The sequence below is a fragment of the Enterococcus alcedinis genome, from assembly GCF_014635985.1.
Taxonomy (GTDB): Bacteria; Bacillota; Bacilli; order Lactobacillales; family Enterococcaceae; genus Enterococcus_I; species Enterococcus_I alcedinis.
Genome location: NZ_BMDT01000005.1, coordinates 15,640 through 32,800 on the forward strand (window position 1 = coordinate 15,640; position 17,161 = coordinate 32,800).

General features: G+C 31.5%; 15 protein-coding genes. All 15 read right to left on the reverse strand.

Annotation, left to right across the window (positions count from 1 at the left end; genetic code table 11):
• Positions 1-135 precede the first annotated feature (135 nt).
• The 15 genes from IEV09_RS06590 to IEV09_RS06660 all read right to left on the reverse strand — a co-directional run bounded on the left by IEV09_RS06590 (position 136) and on the right by IEV09_RS06660 (position 17,160).
• On the reverse strand, positions 136-921 hold the full coding sequence (locus tag IEV09_RS06590) for a zinc ribbon domain-containing protein (RefSeq protein WP_188367491.1): 786 nt from the start codon (positions 919-921) through the stop codon (positions 136-138).
• A 45-nt stretch (positions 922-966) separates the two neighbouring features.
• Entirely contained in the window at positions 967-2,415 is a 1,449-nt protein-coding gene (locus IEV09_RS06595; RefSeq protein WP_188367492.1) for a zinc ribbon domain-containing protein, read from the reverse strand.
• Between the two features lie 247 nt (positions 2,416-2,662).
• Positions 2,663-3,364: a hypothetical protein gene (locus IEV09_RS06600; RefSeq protein ID WP_188367493.1), complete on the reverse strand. Its 702-nt coding sequence runs from the start codon at positions 3,362-3,364 to the stop codon at positions 2,663-2,665.
• An 82-nt stretch (positions 3,365-3,446) separates the two neighbouring features.
• Positions 3,447-4,316, reverse strand: coding sequence for a UTP--glucose-1-phosphate uridylyltransferase GalU (gene galU / locus IEV09_RS06605; RefSeq protein ID WP_188367494.1), 870 nt, complete (start codon positions 4,314-4,316; stop codon positions 3,447-3,449).
• Positions 4,317-4,334: 18 nt separating this feature from the next.
• Complete coding sequence (locus IEV09_RS06610; RefSeq protein WP_188367495.1) at positions 4,335-5,501, reverse strand: nucleotide sugar dehydrogenase; 1,167 nt, start codon at positions 5,499-5,501, stop codon at positions 4,335-4,337.
• A gap of 75 nt (positions 5,502-5,576) precedes the next feature.
• Positions 5,577-6,671 carry a non-hydrolyzing UDP-N-acetylglucosamine 2-epimerase gene (gene wecB / locus IEV09_RS06615; RefSeq protein WP_275950536.1) on the reverse strand — a complete coding sequence of 365 codons (1,095 nt, stop codon included), beginning with the start codon at positions 6,669-6,671 and terminating at the stop codon, positions 5,577-5,579.
• A 39-nt stretch (positions 6,672-6,710) separates the two neighbouring features.
• A complete protein-coding gene (locus IEV09_RS06620) occupies positions 6,711-7,931 on the reverse strand; it encodes a nucleotide sugar dehydrogenase (protein ID WP_188367497.1) in 1,221 nt (406 codons plus the stop codon).
• Positions 7,928-8,449, reverse strand: coding sequence for an acyltransferase (locus tag IEV09_RS06625; RefSeq protein ID WP_188367498.1), 522 nt, complete (start codon positions 8,447-8,449; stop codon positions 7,928-7,930). Before IEV09_RS06625 ends, IEV09_RS06620 begins: the two co-directional genes overlap by 4 nt.
• Before the next feature lie 113 nt (positions 8,450-8,562).
• On the reverse strand, positions 8,563-9,999 hold the full coding sequence (locus IEV09_RS06630; RefSeq protein WP_188367499.1) for a lipopolysaccharide biosynthesis protein: 1,437 nt from the start codon (positions 9,997-9,999) through the stop codon (positions 8,563-8,565).
• A gap of 62 nt (positions 10,000-10,061) precedes the next feature.
• A complete protein-coding gene (locus IEV09_RS06635; protein WP_188367500.1) occupies positions 10,062-11,270 on the reverse strand; it encodes a glycosyltransferase family protein in 1,209 nt (402 codons plus the stop codon).
• A gap of 17 nt (positions 11,271-11,287) precedes the next feature.
• Positions 11,288-13,216 (reverse strand): alginate lyase family protein, encoded by a 1,929-nt coding sequence (locus IEV09_RS06640; RefSeq protein WP_188367501.1) that lies wholly within the window; start codon positions 13,214-13,216, stop codon positions 11,288-11,290.
• A 228-nt stretch (positions 13,217-13,444) separates the two neighbouring features.
• Positions 13,445-14,497 (reverse strand): EpsG family protein, encoded by a 1,053-nt coding sequence (locus tag IEV09_RS06645; RefSeq protein ID WP_188367502.1) that lies wholly within the window; start codon positions 14,495-14,497, stop codon positions 13,445-13,447.
• A gap of 66 nt (positions 14,498-14,563) precedes the next feature.
• Positions 14,564-15,346, reverse strand: coding sequence for a glycosyltransferase (locus tag IEV09_RS06650; RefSeq protein ID WP_188367503.1), 783 nt, complete (start codon positions 15,344-15,346; stop codon positions 14,564-14,566).
• Positions 15,347-15,355: 9 nt separating this feature from the next.
• A complete protein-coding gene (locus IEV09_RS06655; protein ID WP_188367504.1) occupies positions 15,356-16,519 on the reverse strand; it encodes a glycosyltransferase in 1,164 nt (387 codons plus the stop codon).
• Positions 16,520-16,533: 14 nt separating this feature from the next.
• Positions 16,534-17,160, reverse strand: a complete 627-nt coding sequence (locus IEV09_RS06660) for an acetyltransferase (protein WP_188367505.1) — start codon at positions 17,158-17,160, stop codon at positions 16,534-16,536.
• Between the last annotated feature and the right edge of the window lies 1 nt (position 17,161).

Genomic DNA, 17,161 nt, shown 5'->3' on the forward strand with positions numbered 1-17,161 from the left:
ATATGTCTATAAAATTCAAAAGCTTTTACGAATCATTGATGACAGTTCCTGTATATATTTATGTTCTTTGGTAGTCATACATTTAAGGACTGCGACAAAGGTCACAGCCCCCGGTCAATATTTACTTTTGATTGACTAATAGAACATGCTAGAAAAAATCGAATCGATAATTTCTTCGAATAAATGTGCAATACTTGCACCAATCATATCGCTCAATAAAAGATTAACGATTAGGTGAGCGATTCCTGCTAAAATCAGTGCGCCAATTGTCCAGTAAAAGCGGTTTTTATTCGGTGAAAGATTTTCTGTGCGCCATAAATTAGCAACAAAAGAAACACTTATCAAAAAGAATATCAACACTAAGAAAAGAACAAACAGCATGCTAAAACCATACGTTGAAATAAAAGATAACGCAAGCATGATTATTGCTCCGTAGATTGCCAGACTAATCGGTCCATAGATTCGTTCAAATGTATCCACGAGGTTCAAACGTACTTTAAAAATTTTATTGGATAATAAATAAACCGCCACAACATTGACGAACTGTCCAACTAAAAATAATAATAATAACGGTAAAAATAATTCCAAGCTAAAAGTAGATGAAAAATTCTTTCCTAACGCATGGCTGATTGATAAAGCAATCAGTACATTTAATAATAAGTACGTTACTACTCCAAAATAACCATTTTGATTACTCGCCCCTAAAATAGGATTACGAATATTTTTGTTAATATAAGCAAAATAATTTTTCCCTTTATCTGCTAGTTGATTGATTGATTCTTGGTCAATCGTAATGCGTGATGTCGCTACGCTTTCTTCTCCACTCGTTGTTGCACTAACTTCTTTTTGATCGCCCCCACAAAAAGGACAAAACTTAACTTGTTCTTTGACTTCTTTTCCACAATGCATACAAAATTTCATGAGATTTCCTCCAATTTTTTAAAATTCGATTTCATTGACTGGTGCTCATACAGCATCTCCGTTATCAATCGTTTCAAAATTTTCTTTTCCACCCAAATCGACAATTTCAAATTGTCCCGTTTCTTGGTTGTATTTTATAGTAACTTTTTTATAGCGAAAGACTTGTTCAATCGTATCTTTACTATAATCTTTAAAGACTGTACGATATTCAATTAAATACTGAACTTCGTAAGTATCTTTAGCAACGAGTGTGAATGATTCCACTTCTGGATTCCCGTTTACATAACGCTTATCTTTATTCGAACGTACTTCTGTAATAAAGTTCATAAAATCTTGATACTCAAGATTTGCTGTCCCATCTGTAAAATAAGATGCAAACTGTTCTTTTTCTTTCTCATCAAACGTATAAAGTTCATTTGTATGATTCGATACTTCACTGTAAAAATTACTTAAAAATGAGCTAGCTTCGTAGTCATTTCGAACATCTTCAACTGCTAGCTCCATTCCTGAATAATAGGAACCTTCCTCATAATTTTCTGCTACAAATTCTGATGCACCAATTTCATAATCAATTGACTGCATTGTTTCTTTATCAAACGTCTTTTGTACACGAACCGTCAAGCCTTCATGCCAAACGACATCTTTTACTTCAGCAACACTGTCTTTAATTATTGCAACTGGTTTATCATCCACCATGACTTCTGCACCTTCAACGTTCGATAAGACCATGAAGTGAAGCTTATGCAAGTCAAGTGTCACATGGCTGTTTTGTTCAAAATCGATATTATTAAAACGAGTCAAATCAATCACTTGTTCTGTCGACACGTCATTTAACGTTCCTTTAATTTCATAGTTCCCTGGTGTTAATGGTCCCACTTTCGTAATCGATACGGATTCCTCTCCTTCTTTTTTACCATCAACTTCAACGACCACATCTTCTTGCGGCGTTTCGATGGTCAAATAGACAGGTTTTAATTCCAATACATAACGATCATAAACGAACCACGACTTTCCTTCTTGAACAATTGAAAAATCGACTTCATCATACATTCGGCTAGTAAAACTCTGAACCAAAGCTGAAAAATTTTCCTTTTGTGCATCTATTTTGTAATAATCTGTCATTTTTTTCAAACTCTTCGCTGTTACTTTATAACTAGGATCATTTGAAATCATGATTTTCGACCATTGTTCAGGATCTTTTGTCTTAATCGTTTCAACTATACGGGCTACTTGTTGATCATAGCCAAAATAATGCTTACCATAAGAATAAATCCCAAACATCATTGCTACTACAATACCAACTGCAAGTAATCCTCGTTTTTGATTTCTCGACAAGGATTTTCTAGGTGCTTTTATAACCAATGTCTGCGTAGTATCCTCTGAAGCCCTTTCTTCTACTCTATCGATGGTTTCAAGTGTTAAATCCTTCCCACACTCTTCACAAAAACGAGCGTTTTCTTCATTTTCAAAGCCACAATTCCAACAAAACTTCAATACTGATTCCTCCTTGTACTATTCTTGCATTAACATGAGTCAAGCAAGATTCTCTTCCTTGAGGGATTCCCTATCCTCTTTTTATAGCTATAACTATCATGTGGCTATATTCTCTTTTACTTTTAGAAATTTTTCACATAAATAGCGCAAACTAAAAAATCAATAAAAAAACACACTCCATCTAATTAATCGGATGAAGTATGCTAATCATTTATATTAAAATAACTTTTTTATTTATTATTTCACACTATATATCTATCTTTTCATTCTGCGCAATAGTAAAATCTTCCTTTGAAATATCATAATTCCCTTCCAAACGATAAAAATCACGTAAAACAATCGAGTAATACTCATGAAGAAAATCATCACTTCCGACCTCGAACAAGACAATGTCTCGATCGGCGAAAAAGATGTAGCGAACGTATTTCAGCTTCTTCTCTGAATGCCCTCGGTGCTTCCAGATTGCTAAGATTGCATCTTTCCATAAATACGTCACCAATGCGGTATTCTCATAAATAATACATAGCTGAAAATCTTCCCAGTTATGTGCTGTCTGTGATGTTAAATGGGATCGGTAGGATTTCCACGCATAACTAAAATATTTTTGAGCATCGTGCTCATCTACTGTGTATCTCCTTAAATTAAAAATCAGATCCAAAAGTTGTTGCTCACGATTATCAAGTACCTCTTCTCGCCAAACAAAACGCTCCACTTCACGCCGACAAAAATTCTCTACTGACCAAGGACTTAATAACCAGATATTCGGATTCGTATCGACACCTTGATTCAATAACGCCTTCCCATATAACCGACGTCGAACCTCTTGCTTAAACACTTCAACAGGCGAAAAATAATCCTCTGCACTCAACTGATCATAATTAGGATATAATAAACGATTCATGATGGTTGTTTGCTCTTCGACTATTCGTTGTTTTTCATTTTCATCCATAATATACTCCTTAACAAATGTTACAAAATTCACAATAGTTACTAAAATAAAAGCAAGCCCAGTAACAGACTTGCTCGTGTTGCTAAAGTGTATTCACTAGTTCTTTCAAATAAGCAACGAGTTCTTCTTTAATCTCTGGATGTTTCAATCCATATTGAATATTGGCTTCTAACATGCCCATTTTATTACCTACATCATAACGAATCCCTTTAAACTCGTGAGCAAAGACGCGTTGTGTTTTATTCAACGTATCAATGGCATCCGTTAGTTGAATCTCGCCACCTATTCCAGGTTCTTGGTTTTCTAAAATTTCAAAAATTTCAGGTTTCAGTAAGTAACGACCAATAATCGCTAAATTACTTGGTGCATCCGCTGGTTTTGGTTTTTCAACGAAATGACTAACATCATACAAACCTTCAGATACTTCTTCATTGGGCGCAATCACACCATATTTATCGGTATCTTCATGTGGGATTTCCATTACTGCTAATGCAGAAGCTTTCGTTGCATCATACGTATTAATTAATTGCTTCGTTAAAGGAAGCTCATCTTCCATAATATCGTCGCCTAACATCACGACAAACGGTTCGTTACCTACAAAAGCTTTCGCTTGTAACACCGCATGACCAAGCCCTAGAGGACGTTTTTGGCGAATGAAGTGAATATTAATACCTGTCGTTTCTTCGACTAACGCTAACAGCTCATCTTTGCCTTTTGATGCAAGGTTTTGTTCCAACTCTACATTGGCATCAAAGTGATCTTCGATTGGACGTTTCGCTTTTCCTGTCACAATAATAATATCTTCAATCCCCGATGCAATCGCTTCTTCAACGATAAATTGAATCGTTGGCTTATCGATGATCGGTAACATTTCTTTGGCAATCGCCTTCGTTGCTGGTAAAAACCTCGTTCCCAGACCAGCTGCAGGAATAACTGCTTTGCGTACTTTCAATTTAAATAGCTCCTTTTGTTAATTATCTCCAAAGACATCTCGGGTATAAACTTTGTCACTCACATCGTTTAATTCTGCTTCGAATCTATTCGATACAATCACATCTGAAATTTCTTTGAATTCATTTAAATCTTTAATTACACGTGAATTATAAAAATATTCTGCTTCAAGTGCTGGTTCAAAAACAACGACTTCCACACCTTTTGCTTTAATCCGTTTCATAATTCCTTGAATGGCAGACTGTCTAAAATTATCAGAATCGGTTTTCATTGTTAATCGATATATACCTACAATTTCAGGTGATTTTTTAAGGATCATTTCTGCAATATGGTCTTTTCTTGTACGGTTAGCGTCGACAATGGCAGACATAATATTTTGCGGAACATCGGTATAGTTTGCTAATAACTGCTTCGTATCTTTTGGTAAACAATAGCCACCATAACCAAACGAAGGATTATTATAGTGCGTTCCGATTCGAGGATCTAAACCAATACCTTCGATAATTTGTCTACTATCTAAACCACGAACCTCAGCATAAGAATCGAGTTCATTAATATAGGCTACACGCATTGCTAAGTATGTATTAGCAAATAATTTGATTGCTTCAGCCTCTGTCGAATTTGTAAATAAAATGTCGATATCTTCTTTAACTGCGCCTTCTGCTAGAAGATTCGCAAATTTTTCAGCCCGCTCAGATTGTTCCCCTACGACAATTCTAGACGGATATAAATTATCATACAACGCTTTTCCTTCTCTCAGAAATTCTGGTGAGAAAATGATATTTTCAGTATCAAACATCTCTTTTACTTTTTCAGTATATCCTACTGGAACTGTCGATTTAATAATCATTGTTGCATCAGGATTAATCGATATGACATTCTTAATTACTGATTCGACCGTTCTGGTGTTAAAATAATTTAATTCTGAATCATAGTTTGTAGGTGTTGAAATAATGACAAACTCTGCGTCCTTAAATGCCTTGTAGTTATCAGTTGTTGCAACTAAGTTTAATTTTTTGTTTGCAAAATATTCCTCAATTTTCTCATCCTGAATTGGTGATTGGCGATTATTGATCATATCAACTTTTTCTTGAATAATATCTAACGCAACCACTTCATGATTTTGAGATAATAAAACTGCATTTGAAAGTCCCACATAACCTGTACCGGCAACTGCGATTTTCATTTTTTCACTTCCTTGCTTTTTTATTAATGCATCCAATTTATATTTTAAAATCAAATTTGATATAAATTTTAACAATTAAATGCCTAAGCCATTATCCATGAGAATATCTGCAATTCTCTTACATGCCTCTCCATCACCATACGGATTACTCGCTTTACTCATTTCCTTGTAAACAATTTCATCCTCAAGCAGTTCTTTAAATGACGAGTAGATGATTTCTTCATCCGTTCCAACCAATTTCAGCGTTCCTGCCGCAATCCCTTCTGGACGCTCTGTGGTATCACGCATGACCAATACTGGTTTCCCCAGACTTGGTGCCTCTTCTTGAACCCCACCACTGTCCGTTAGAATTAAGTACGATTGAGCCATAAAATTATGGAAATCTAGCACTTCTAAAGGTTCGATAATCCGAATACGATCATCATTTCCTAAAATTTCATTGGCTGCTTCTCGTACCATTGGATTCATGTGAATCGGATAAACGACTTTAATATCGGGTGTTTCGTCTACAATCCGTTTAATCGCTCGGAACATATGTCGCATTGGTTCGCCTAAATTTTCTCGTCTATGAGCAGTAATCATAATTAGACGACTATCCTTAGCCCATTCGATATGTTCATGAGTATAATCGGTTTTAACTGTGGTACTTAAGGCATCTATCACGGTATTTCCTGTCACAAAAATTGTTGCTTCATCTTTTCCTTCTTGTAATAAGTTTTCTTTGGATTGCTCTGTTGGTGAAAAATGATATTGCGCAACCAAGCCTACTGCTTGACGGTTAAATTCTTCTGGAAATGGCGAGTAAATATTATGCGTTCTTAAGCCAGCTTCCACATGTCCCACTGGAATTTGTAAATAAAAACAAGCCAACGAAGTCACAAAAGTCGTTGAGGTATCACCATGAACAAGTACGATATCTGGTTTTACTTCTTCTAGTACATCTTTCATACGATCTAAAATATTAATAGTGACATCAAACAACGTCTGTTTACTCTTCATAATCGATAAATCATAATCCGGTTCAATCTCAAATGTCTCAAGTACTTGATCCAACATTTGACGGTGCTGTCCTGTTACACAAACAATCGTTTCTAAACTTTCTCTTGTCTTCAATTCTTTGACTAGTGGACACATTTTAATGGCTTCCGGACGTGTTCCGAAGACCACCATAACTTTCTTTCTAATGGGTAACGCCTCCTCAATCATCGGTTATAAGTGATACGCATTTTCAAATGCCGTAATATTTTTTGTATCTAAAATATGTTTTGTTTTAATTAACTCGAGATTTTCCTTGAGGTGTTGATGCCCTACCATCACAACGATTACTTCAACATCATTGACGAATTCCTCGAATCCCAAGACTTGTCCTTCGACTAATTTCTCTTTGACAAATGGATCAAATGATTTCACTCCTAGAATTGACGCTTCGTCCATCTTTTCTAGCAGTTGTAAACTTGGACTTTCACGTACATCATCGACATCTTCTTTGTAGGCTAATCCATACAAACCGACTTTGGATATATCTGAAATATTGTGCTCTCTCATGATTTCACGGATTCGATTGAATACATGATTCGGCATATCATCATTCGTTTTTCTTGCTGTATGAATTAAATTTGTTAATTCTGGATAATCCCCTACTAGGAACCATGGATCGACTGGAATACAGTGCCCACCTACACCAGGTCCAGGTTGTAAAATATTTACACGTGGATGGTGATTCGCAATACGAATGATTTCATAAACATCCATTCCTTCGGAATGAGCAATTCGTGCTAATTCGTTGGCAAAAGCAATGTTGATATCACGAAAAGTATTTTCTACGACTTTAGACATTTCAGCTGAACGAATATCTGTTAAGATGATTTCAGATTTACAGAAACTCGCATACAGCGCTTTTACTTTTTCCGCAATTTCTACACTATCGGCACCGATCGTTCGAGAGTTATGCTCTAACTCATAAATCATATTTCCAGGGATAATTCGTTCCGGTGCATGAACTAAATGAATATCTTCGCCAATGACTAATCCTTTATCTTCAATTAATGGTCGAATATGTTTATCTATCGAACCTGGTGAAATCGTTGACTCGATAATAATAATTGCACCTTTATTACAAACATCCAAAATACCGGTTACTGCGGAGATCAAATATTTCTGGTCTAATTTCTTACTGTCTTTCATGTAAGGTGTTGGTACAGCCACGATATACATATCGGATTTTTTGTATTCGGTTGAGAATTCAATCCCTCCTTCAATCGCAGATTGAAATAGTTCTTCTAAACCTTTTTCCTCAAATGTCAATTCACCTTGTTTTAAAGAATTGACTAGTTGAGAATTATAGTCGGTCCCGACAACTTTTACTCCATGTTTTGCAAACATTAATGCTGTTGGTAAGCCAATATAGCCTAATCCTATTATATTAATCATCTATAACTCTCCTCAATTCTATCTTTTATTTTTTTTGCCGGTACTCCGGCATATATTGAGTAATCTTCAACATCTTTTGTAACTACCGCCCCAGCCCCAATCACTGCTCCTTCTCCTACTGTAACACCTGGTAAAATAGTAACGTTAGATGCTAGCCAAGCTCCTTTTTTTATGTGTATTGGATGAGAAGTGTGTCCAGAAAAACGGATAGATTTTGATACATCTTTAGGAATTGCATGATTCTGAGATAGCAAATTACACTTATACCCTATCATAACATCATCTTCTATTTTAATACTTCCTCCCGCTGTTAATACTGTGTAGCAACTGATCACAACATTATCTCCTACAACAAGATTTTTGGGGCTATTAATAATCACTCCCACATCAATAAATGGATTCCCACCTATTTTTGCACCTCTAAAGTTAAGCATTTTTTTTTTCATAAAATTATTAAATTTACTTGGCGAAGTCATTCTTATATAGAAATCAAACCAATTAGATATTACCCTTTTCACAATTAATCCTCCGAATCTAAAAAAGTTCATTTTATTTCTTTTATAATATTAAATAACTCATAAGATGCGCGCTATATATCCTAAACCTGGATTTAACTCTAAAAATCTATAAATTAATTTTTATACTCTGAAAAATTCTTTTTTATTTTTTTCCAAAATACAAAGGAGTAAATCCCAAAAATAATTAAAGTATTCTTAATAAGGTCCAAGAATACATGGAATTTATCTGTATATTCACCAGTTTTTGGAGATAATGATAAAAATAGTATAGGTAAACATAACATTAACCAATAACTCATGCTTATGAGATGTTTTTTAGTTTCTTTTGTTACAAGATAATATATTACAATAAAAAGAAATACATAACAAAATAAGGTAGTCATCGCAGCAGATACATAGCCATATATTGGAACAAAATATAGGTTCATTAGTATATTCATAAATCCAATTAATCCCAATAAATACATCACTATTTTTATTCTGTTTTTTACTAAGTAATAATTAGATACCATTCTATACAATCCAAAATAAAATTGGCCTACCACGATATATACTGATATCTTTGTAGATACATTGTAACTACTATTAAACAACAAATAGTTTATTTTATCGTAATTAAAAATTGCAACAGTTATGATAAAAGTTGTGACTAGTAAATATGTTTCAATTATAATTTTCAATTTTTCTAAATATTCATTAATTCCATACTCCTCATACTTTACATAAAGATAACTTGGAATGTATAAGTAGAAAACAGCTATTATAACATCTACTATTTGAGCATATAATGTATAATTAATTGCATATATACCTACATAATAATCACCTCGATCTAACAAGTTTTTAATTATTATCCTATCTCCTGACGATAAAATTAATCCTGCTAAAGCAATTCCAATACTAGGTACAATAAATTTAATTACTTTCCGATAATCAGGAGAGTCCGTTTTTCTTATCATGAAATTAAAATTACTATTATTATTATTAATTAATTTCACAACAATAATAACAACTACTAATATGCTAAAAACTAAACTTCCCAACAACAAATGCATTGTATTCAAATCCAAATAAATATACGCAATGAATACAAAAATATATTGGGATAAGACATTCAGCATCGTCAACACAGAGAAAACAAATTTATTTCCATTTACATTTAAAAAGCTTTTATAATATGATGTCATATTTACAAAATAATAAACTGTAGCTATGTATAAAAACAGAAAATCTTTATAAATGTACATAAAAAACAATAAACACACAATATAGAACAACGTAGAGTATAAAATAAATTTAAAAATAGCTTCTTTATCCTTTTTATACTCAGGAAAATTTCTGTTTAGATATCTTAATATATAACTGTTTATTCCCGGCATTAATGTTATCAAAACAATATAATTTATAATAGAAATATAGTAGTTATATATACCGTATTCACTAGGGTCTAATGCATTAGTTATTATTGGCAGTATCGCAAAACTTAATATAGGTCCTATAATATAGGAAAATATAGGCAAAAAACTAATGAAAGTATTTCTTTTTTTCATTTCGGACTTCTCAATTCTATGTTTTATTTTAATCTATAATAAATTATAGCATTCAAATTCCTTTAAATTTTATTCCCATCAAATATCTTACTAGCTATATTACTCCCTGAAAATTCCGGCATTACATAGCTTTTTTTGAGATTTTTCAAGAATTCTAAATTGATACTTTCTTGATTATTTTCCATGAGTATCGTTCTATCAGTAGATAACACGAACTTCGAAACAGATGTTTCTTTATCTTCAACTAGTGCTAGAATCGGTCTATCTGTACCAAAATAATCATATAACTTTCCTGGTATCTGAGTTGTTCCTCCGCTATTATCTATGAAAATAAGAATATCTGACTCTCTATAAATCTCTTGAATCTTATTAAATTCTACAGAACCTTTGATACTAACAAATGAATACTTGCTCAACTTTGTTTCAATTTGAGGATCTACATAACCATAGATATTCAATCTAATTTTCTTATAATTAGTAGAGTTATATATCTCAATCTTATTTATCAAGTTAAATAAATTTCTATCTTTTGTTAGAATTCCTGTATAGGTAAACACAATTTCTTCTTGTTGATAAATCTCAATTCCTTCACATTTTTCTAAATAAGACCTTCCTAAATAAGATATTTTATCTGCCATCTTAGGATATTTTTTTTTTATAAACTCAGTTGTAGGTAGCGACACATAAAATACCTTATCTGCTTTTTCTAGCATTTTTTTCTCTCTATGTCTTGCTCTTATTTTATTCAATTTACTGATATTCATATCATCGTTCCAAGGATCTCCCCATATTTGATACCACATACTTCCCGGAAACTTTCTTGTTATTTTTTCAGCCACAAAATGCGAAGTCTTTGTGTCCGATGACGATATAATAAGATCAAAATGTTCAGTAAACATAGTTTGATTATACATGGATACCCATTCTTTATCTGTGTCAGGAAAGAAATAGATATCTTTGACTATCTTTTTAAACAATCTAAATACTGAACTGCGATTAACGTTATGGTTGTTTGTTTTTTTATTATTTTCCTTTTTACCAGCCTGAACAGATAAATACTTACTCAACAACTTTAATTCCGACTGATATATTTTTACATCTTTAGATATTGAATCACTTAAATATGAATCTTGAAAACTATCTGGATATTTTATTGTTAAGACACTTACCTCATGACCATTTGACACCAAGCCATTTATTAAACCTACATTACGAATTGATGCTGAACTGTTTTTTTTTAATACTAATGAAGATATATATAATATTTTCATAAATTCTTCCTCCACTTTTAAAAATAGAATTCTGTTGATGTTTCATATATATTTTCTTTTATTCTTCTCTGTATCTTCTTACTTTTCTCTCTTTTCCCATATCCTTTAGATATAAAAACATCTGATATTTCACAGTCATTTATACATAAATTGGAATATATTGAAATCTCATTTGATACAAGAACTATTTTATCATCCAATAACTTTACCTTAACGCCAGGAGCTAGAATAAAATTTTGATATACATCATGATTCTCTCTTTTCCCCTTCAGTATATCTACAACTTTAATTCCGTTATTTTTTAAGTTCACTTTCCTTTTATGAATTATCCCCGCTTTATTTTCGTATCCGTAATGTTCTCCAACAAATTCTGTATCATCGAATTTCATTATCTTAGAAAACGTTTGTTCTTTCATAGAAAATATATCTGAAGTGAAGTCATTTTGTTCAATATTATTAATTGAAATAGTATTGTGATTTTTGGTCATCCTATCATTATTTCTCAATTCAATCGATCCTGAATAAGTATATGATCCTGGATCAACAATAATATCTATACCTTTCATATTTAGCTCAAAACTAAGCTGATCATTATGACTATGCCCTCCATGACCTTTAAGAGATAAGTCCCCCGCTCTTATTAACATATAAATTTTTTTGTTTTTTAATAAATATAATCCACCTTGAACATATTCATTTTTAGTAGATAAATCAGGTTCTTCGAATATTTTGGGTATTCCATCATTACTGAGCCATAATACATCTTCGGAATATTGAAAGAAATTATTTTCACTATTTTTCAATACATCTAAATAATATTCAGTTATGGACATTATTGAACTAAAATCACGATTATCCACATCGTAGTAATTTGATATACTTAAAAGTCTACCGTTATCCACATCGCCTATTAGCGGTATAAGTTTATTTGGTTTCATAATACTCTTTAAAAATATATACATATCTTTCAACTTGTTTTTATACTCACAATGGAATTCAATATTATTTAAACATCCTATCATATAAGAATGTAGAAATAACTCTAAATCTACTCTATGATAATTAGTGGATGTCTCATATGATGTACCATCTTCATTAATCTGGATTTTTATTTCTCTATGCAAATCTCGTATAGCTTTGTTTTTCCATTTTTTTGCAGTTCTATACTTAGATTCAGAAAAAAATATGCCCAAATATAGTAGTCCTGTTAGATTTGTTATATAATGATTGTTTCTTAATCTGTTATAATTCTCTAGATTATTGTAAATAAACTCTCCATGTATATACAATAATTTCGTTATCTTATTCTTAAATTCTTTGTCTTGATTTATTACCTCTTCGAAATGAAAATATGCAAATATCCAATTTATAGCTCTTATTGCAACTTCCATTGCACACGTCCAATTAACAGTATTGCAATATGGGTTTTGTTTTTCCCAACAGATTACTTGATCTTTAAATTCCTGATAATATTTCTCATCTTTCGTTATCCAAAAAGCTTTTCCTAATGTAAAAAGATGATTAAATCTTGATAATTCCCATACTCTTTTAACATCCGAAGTATTAGAAAAGTCTATTATTTTAATATCTCTATAATAATCTTCTTTCCAAATATAACCTGATATGTAGTCTTTATTCCAATTTATATTTTTTTCTATTTTAATAGGATTTGGTCCGAGTACATAGAAACTATGATTTAAAACTTCTTCCGCTTCACTAATGGAAAAATTGCGAATCGATTCATTTTCTTGATAATATGTAAAAACCTTTTCACTATCTATATAACTAAAATAAAAGTTCATATTTATTTTAATATCTGAAAAGTCGGAGTCTTGATATTTTTTCTTTGTATTTAAGTTTTTTTTAAAATAGATATATTTAAACTTTAACTCTAGTCGTTTGAATATTTTATAAAAATCAGTAATCTTGTATTTTTTAATATTCATTTCAGTAACTCCCTTTCAAATATTCTACTACGAAAAAAATATATAAAACCATATAAACACTTATATGAGCTAATTTGTATAACTATTTTCGTCGAACTGTTCTCCTTGTGAGAACTCAAAAATATTAATATTAGCCTGCGTAGCCTCAATACAGGAAGTTTTTATATAAAATAAAATCTTGTAATTTAAAGTCCGCTTTCTATCTAGTAAAATTTTTTTCAATTTCAACTATAGGAAAAATATCTTATAAGGAACATACGTCATTGTCAATGCAATTACATACAATGTATAAACAAATACTGTCAACGCTCTATAAGTATGATAGGACATCTTTCCATTCTCAATACCCATCTTATAGTTATATATCATCTTTGGGATAGCAATAACAGTATATATATTAACGTATGAGGTTACTCTTGTAATAAAAAATGTGTTTTCTCTTAAAAAAATGATAGCAACAATATTGATCCAAATGATATTTTTAAGCAAAAAATCAATATAATCATTATTTTCTAATAAATATAGCGAGAAAATAAATATTACTAATAGTAATATAAAGCGAGGATCAAGCAAACTATACTCATATCCATATCTTTCAGATATAACGTAATTACTTAATTTAATAGCTATAGTTCTGTTTGGAAATAAATTATAAATTAAATCAACTATATTTTTCAATGACATAAAAGTAGTTACTATCAAAAGAACAAATGATATCACTATTTTGGTAAAATCAGTCAGCCGAATCCTTACTAGAGGATATAGAAGAAATAAAATCAATGCGGTTTTATGAAACATACTTGCGAGAATTACAATAATAGTAAATTTTATAATTTTTTTATCCTTAATATACTCAAACCCTAATAAACCTATCCCTACAGATACTGCTGTTCGAGCTGCATGCATATCCAACTGAAAATATAACGGTAGAAATAATAATACTGAGAGCATTTTATCTTTTGAGTATCTTTTAATAAAAATGTATACGCAGCTTAAACTAATTAAATTCATAACAGCTATGACAAATTGAGAATTTAAAGAAAGTTTATTTCCAATAAATGATATAATTCGGAATCCTATCTCCATTGGGAAGTTAGTATTTAAAACATCGCTTATTGATTTAATTTCTTTTGAATACTGAAGATACGTAAAATAATCCCCACTCCCATTCCCTCGAATTGCGGCAAATATAAATAAGATAATAAAGGCGACTTCTAATCGTCTTTTACCTCCTATAAATTGTAATGACATTATTAATAACACTAATAATATGTACGGCACTCTCTAAACTCTCCTTCTGTCACTTTGTCCTCAGTAACATTAAATATAACCTTTGAGACGACAAATTTAATTAATGGTTTGTTCAAACTCAGCTTTGCCTTTGAGCATCAAACAAACCATCTGTCTTACAGAGTATTCACTAAATAATTTTCTTTTTCTTAAGGCAAATTGAATAATTAAAAATATAGACATCTTTTGGTTAATAGCACTAAAAAGCGCCCCTCTATGAATTAAGTATTGAGCGTTATAACCAGTAAACCAACTAGATTCATCATTATACACATCTGCTATAACTTCAGCACAACTATATACTCTCAATCCTTTTCTCAATACTTCAGAAATAAATATACTGTCCTCTCCAGACATGTATTTGGATCCCCCACCGAATAATAAAGAAAAAAATATATTATTTTTTAGTATAGATTTTTTTCTAAATGTGAAGGTAACTGTTCCATATTTCAACGAGTTAAAAAAATTAACTCTTCCATTTTTTTTAACTCTATTATTAATTATGTTACCTTCATGAATCCTCACATCAAATACGATCATATCTGCTTTTGGATTTTTTTCATATGCCTCGAGGATAATCTTTTCATATCCATCTACAAATACTTCGTCGTCATCAGCCATTACTAATATATCGTCTTTCGCACGCATCAAAGCATTATTCCGACTCAACCCTACACCTTTTTCAATCATATTAAATATTCTACATCGATGATTATTTATAGTATGATTTTCAAAAGAAAATACATCGTTATTTTGATTAACTATTATTGCATTTGTTTGAATGTTCATTTCATTATATAAATCTTTACTCTTATTCATACAAGAAACTAATACTTCCATAATTTCTCCTTATCTTGTGCTCTCTGCTTTTTCCCAAAATGGTTTTGACTTTCCCGTGATTGTTCTATAAACTCCTACCCATTGTGCAATTATCGTTACGGTATAATAATAAACTAAAGTTAAATATTTATTTTCTGTTCTTGTTATCATCTTAATAACAGACAATCCATAAAATATTATTTGAAGTAAAAATACGCATAAATACAAGTAACCATTACTTGATAACACCAGACTTGATATTAAGAGTAGGAAATGAGCTATCCATAATAGATAACGACATGTTCTATGACCAAAATAAAAATAAGAAAACCATTTATATTTAAAAACATTCAATATTTTTACAGTTGGAAGAATATGTCCTAGCAAAATTCTATTCATTCGAACTTTTCTACCAAATTCATCTTCGACAACTTCTCCAGCTTTTTCATAGGCTATCGCATCATGGTTAGCAATCGCTTTTTTATTATGTAGCGCATAATAAAGCGGCATCGCACTGTCATGTGATTTTATCGGATTAAAATCGACATAATCCTCAGTACGGCACGCATACAATGCACCATTTCCAGCAGTAATCGTTTGAATCCGACTCTCGATATCCCTTATTTGTAAATCACTATCCCAATAACTAGTCTCTGCATTACTGATATCATTAGTATCATTGTTAACGTAAATTAACTTACCAGTCACATAAGCTATATCTTTTGAGATAAAAGAAGACATCAACTCTTTTATGGCATCTTTTTTTAGCATTGCATTTGCATCGGTCATAACAAGGTATTCTGTATCCACTAATTTATGCGCCTCGTTCTGAGCATTTGTCTTACCTTTTCTATCTTTTACTTTATACAATTGAATATTATAATTAGGGTGTTCCTCAATAAATTTCTCCACAATAGCATTCGTTTTATCTGTACTATTATCTGAAGAAATTAAATATTTTATCTTCTCTCTAGGGTAATCTAATGCTATAATGTTATTCAATTTATCTAAAATTACTTTTTCTTCGTTATGGGCAACAACCATGACTGTTACCGTGGGTTGCTGTGTGTAATTTTTTTTAAGTTTATTTATAGTATACAGTTTATTAATTATTCTTAATGACGTTGGATAGCCTACCATAGCCCAAAAGATAATCAAACCACTTGCATAAAATAGTATTTTAAAAAGAAACATTTTTCTCGCCTACTTTACTTCTTTATTTCTATTGCTGGAGTACCTACATAAGTTCCGCTATTCACTATATCATGAATTACTAAAGAACCTGCTCCTACTACGACATCTTTAGAGATTTCAATATTATTACTCACTACGCTCCCAATTCCCAACCATGTTCGCTTCCCTACATTCACATTACCAGCTACACTCACACCTGGGGATAGATGGACAAATGCTCCTATTGTAGAATCATGATCTACTTTACTACCAGTATTTATAATTGCACACTGCCCAATTTTTGTTGACGGATTAATTATGGAACCAGCCATAATCGCAGTCCCTCTAGAAATTGACACATCAATACCAATAACAGCGCTCGGATGAATCAATGTCGCTATCGATACTTCTAATGCATCTAGTTGTTTAAATATTCCCTCTCTGGTCTTATTATCACCAATACCTATAAAAAAATCAGCTACTTCTTTATACTTTAGTATATCCTTAGTCGAACCAACTATTGGAAAATTCAACAGATTATCCTTTGTAGAGTAATCATCTAAAAACAAGATTTCATCCCATTTATTCATTTTTAGTGCGATATCTGCGGCTACTTTTCCGTGTCCACTAGCACCGATAATAATCAGTTTTTTTCTTTCCATA

Bases quoted from the DNA above. Each gene is read 5' to 3' on its own strand.
- IEV09_RS06620 (WP_188367497.1), bottom strand. From the start codon at position 7,931: ATGATTAATATAATAGGATTAGGCTATATTGGCTTACCAACAGCATTA.
- IEV09_RS06660 (WP_188367505.1), bottom strand. From the start codon at position 17,160: ATGGAAAGAAAAAAACTGATTATTATCGGTGCTAGTGGACACGGAAAA.
- IEV09_RS06590 (WP_188367491.1), bottom strand. From the start codon at position 921: ATGAAATTTTGTATGCATTGTGGAAAAGAAGTCAAAGAACAAGTTAAG.
- wecB (WP_275950536.1), bottom strand. From the start codon at position 6,671: ATGGTGGTCTTCGGAACACGTCCGGAAGCCATTAAAATGTGTCCACTA.
- IEV09_RS06600 (WP_188367493.1), bottom strand. From the start codon at position 3,364: ATGGATGAAAATGAAAAACAACGAATAGTCGAAGAGCAAACAACCATC.
- IEV09_RS06640 (WP_188367501.1), bottom strand. From the start codon at position 13,216: ATGAATATTAAAAAATACAAGATTACTGATTTTTATAAAATATTCAAA.
- IEV09_RS06655 (WP_188367504.1), bottom strand. From the start codon at position 16,519: ATGTTTCTTTTTAAAATACTATTTTATGCAAGTGGTTTGATTATCTTT.
- IEV09_RS06630 (WP_188367499.1), bottom strand. From the start codon at position 9,999: ATGAAAAAAAGAAATACTTTCATTAGTTTTTTGCCTATATTTTCCTAT.
- IEV09_RS06610 (WP_188367495.1), bottom strand. From the start codon at position 5,501: ATGAAAATCGCAGTTGCCGGTACAGGTTATGTGGGACTTTCAAATGCA.
- IEV09_RS06650 (WP_188367503.1), bottom strand. From the start codon at position 15,346: ATGGAAGTATTAGTTTCTTGTATGAATAAGAGTAAAGATTTATATAAT.
- IEV09_RS06635 (WP_188367500.1), bottom strand. From the start codon at position 11,270: ATGAAAATATTATATATATCTTCATTAGTATTAAAAAAAAACAGTTCA.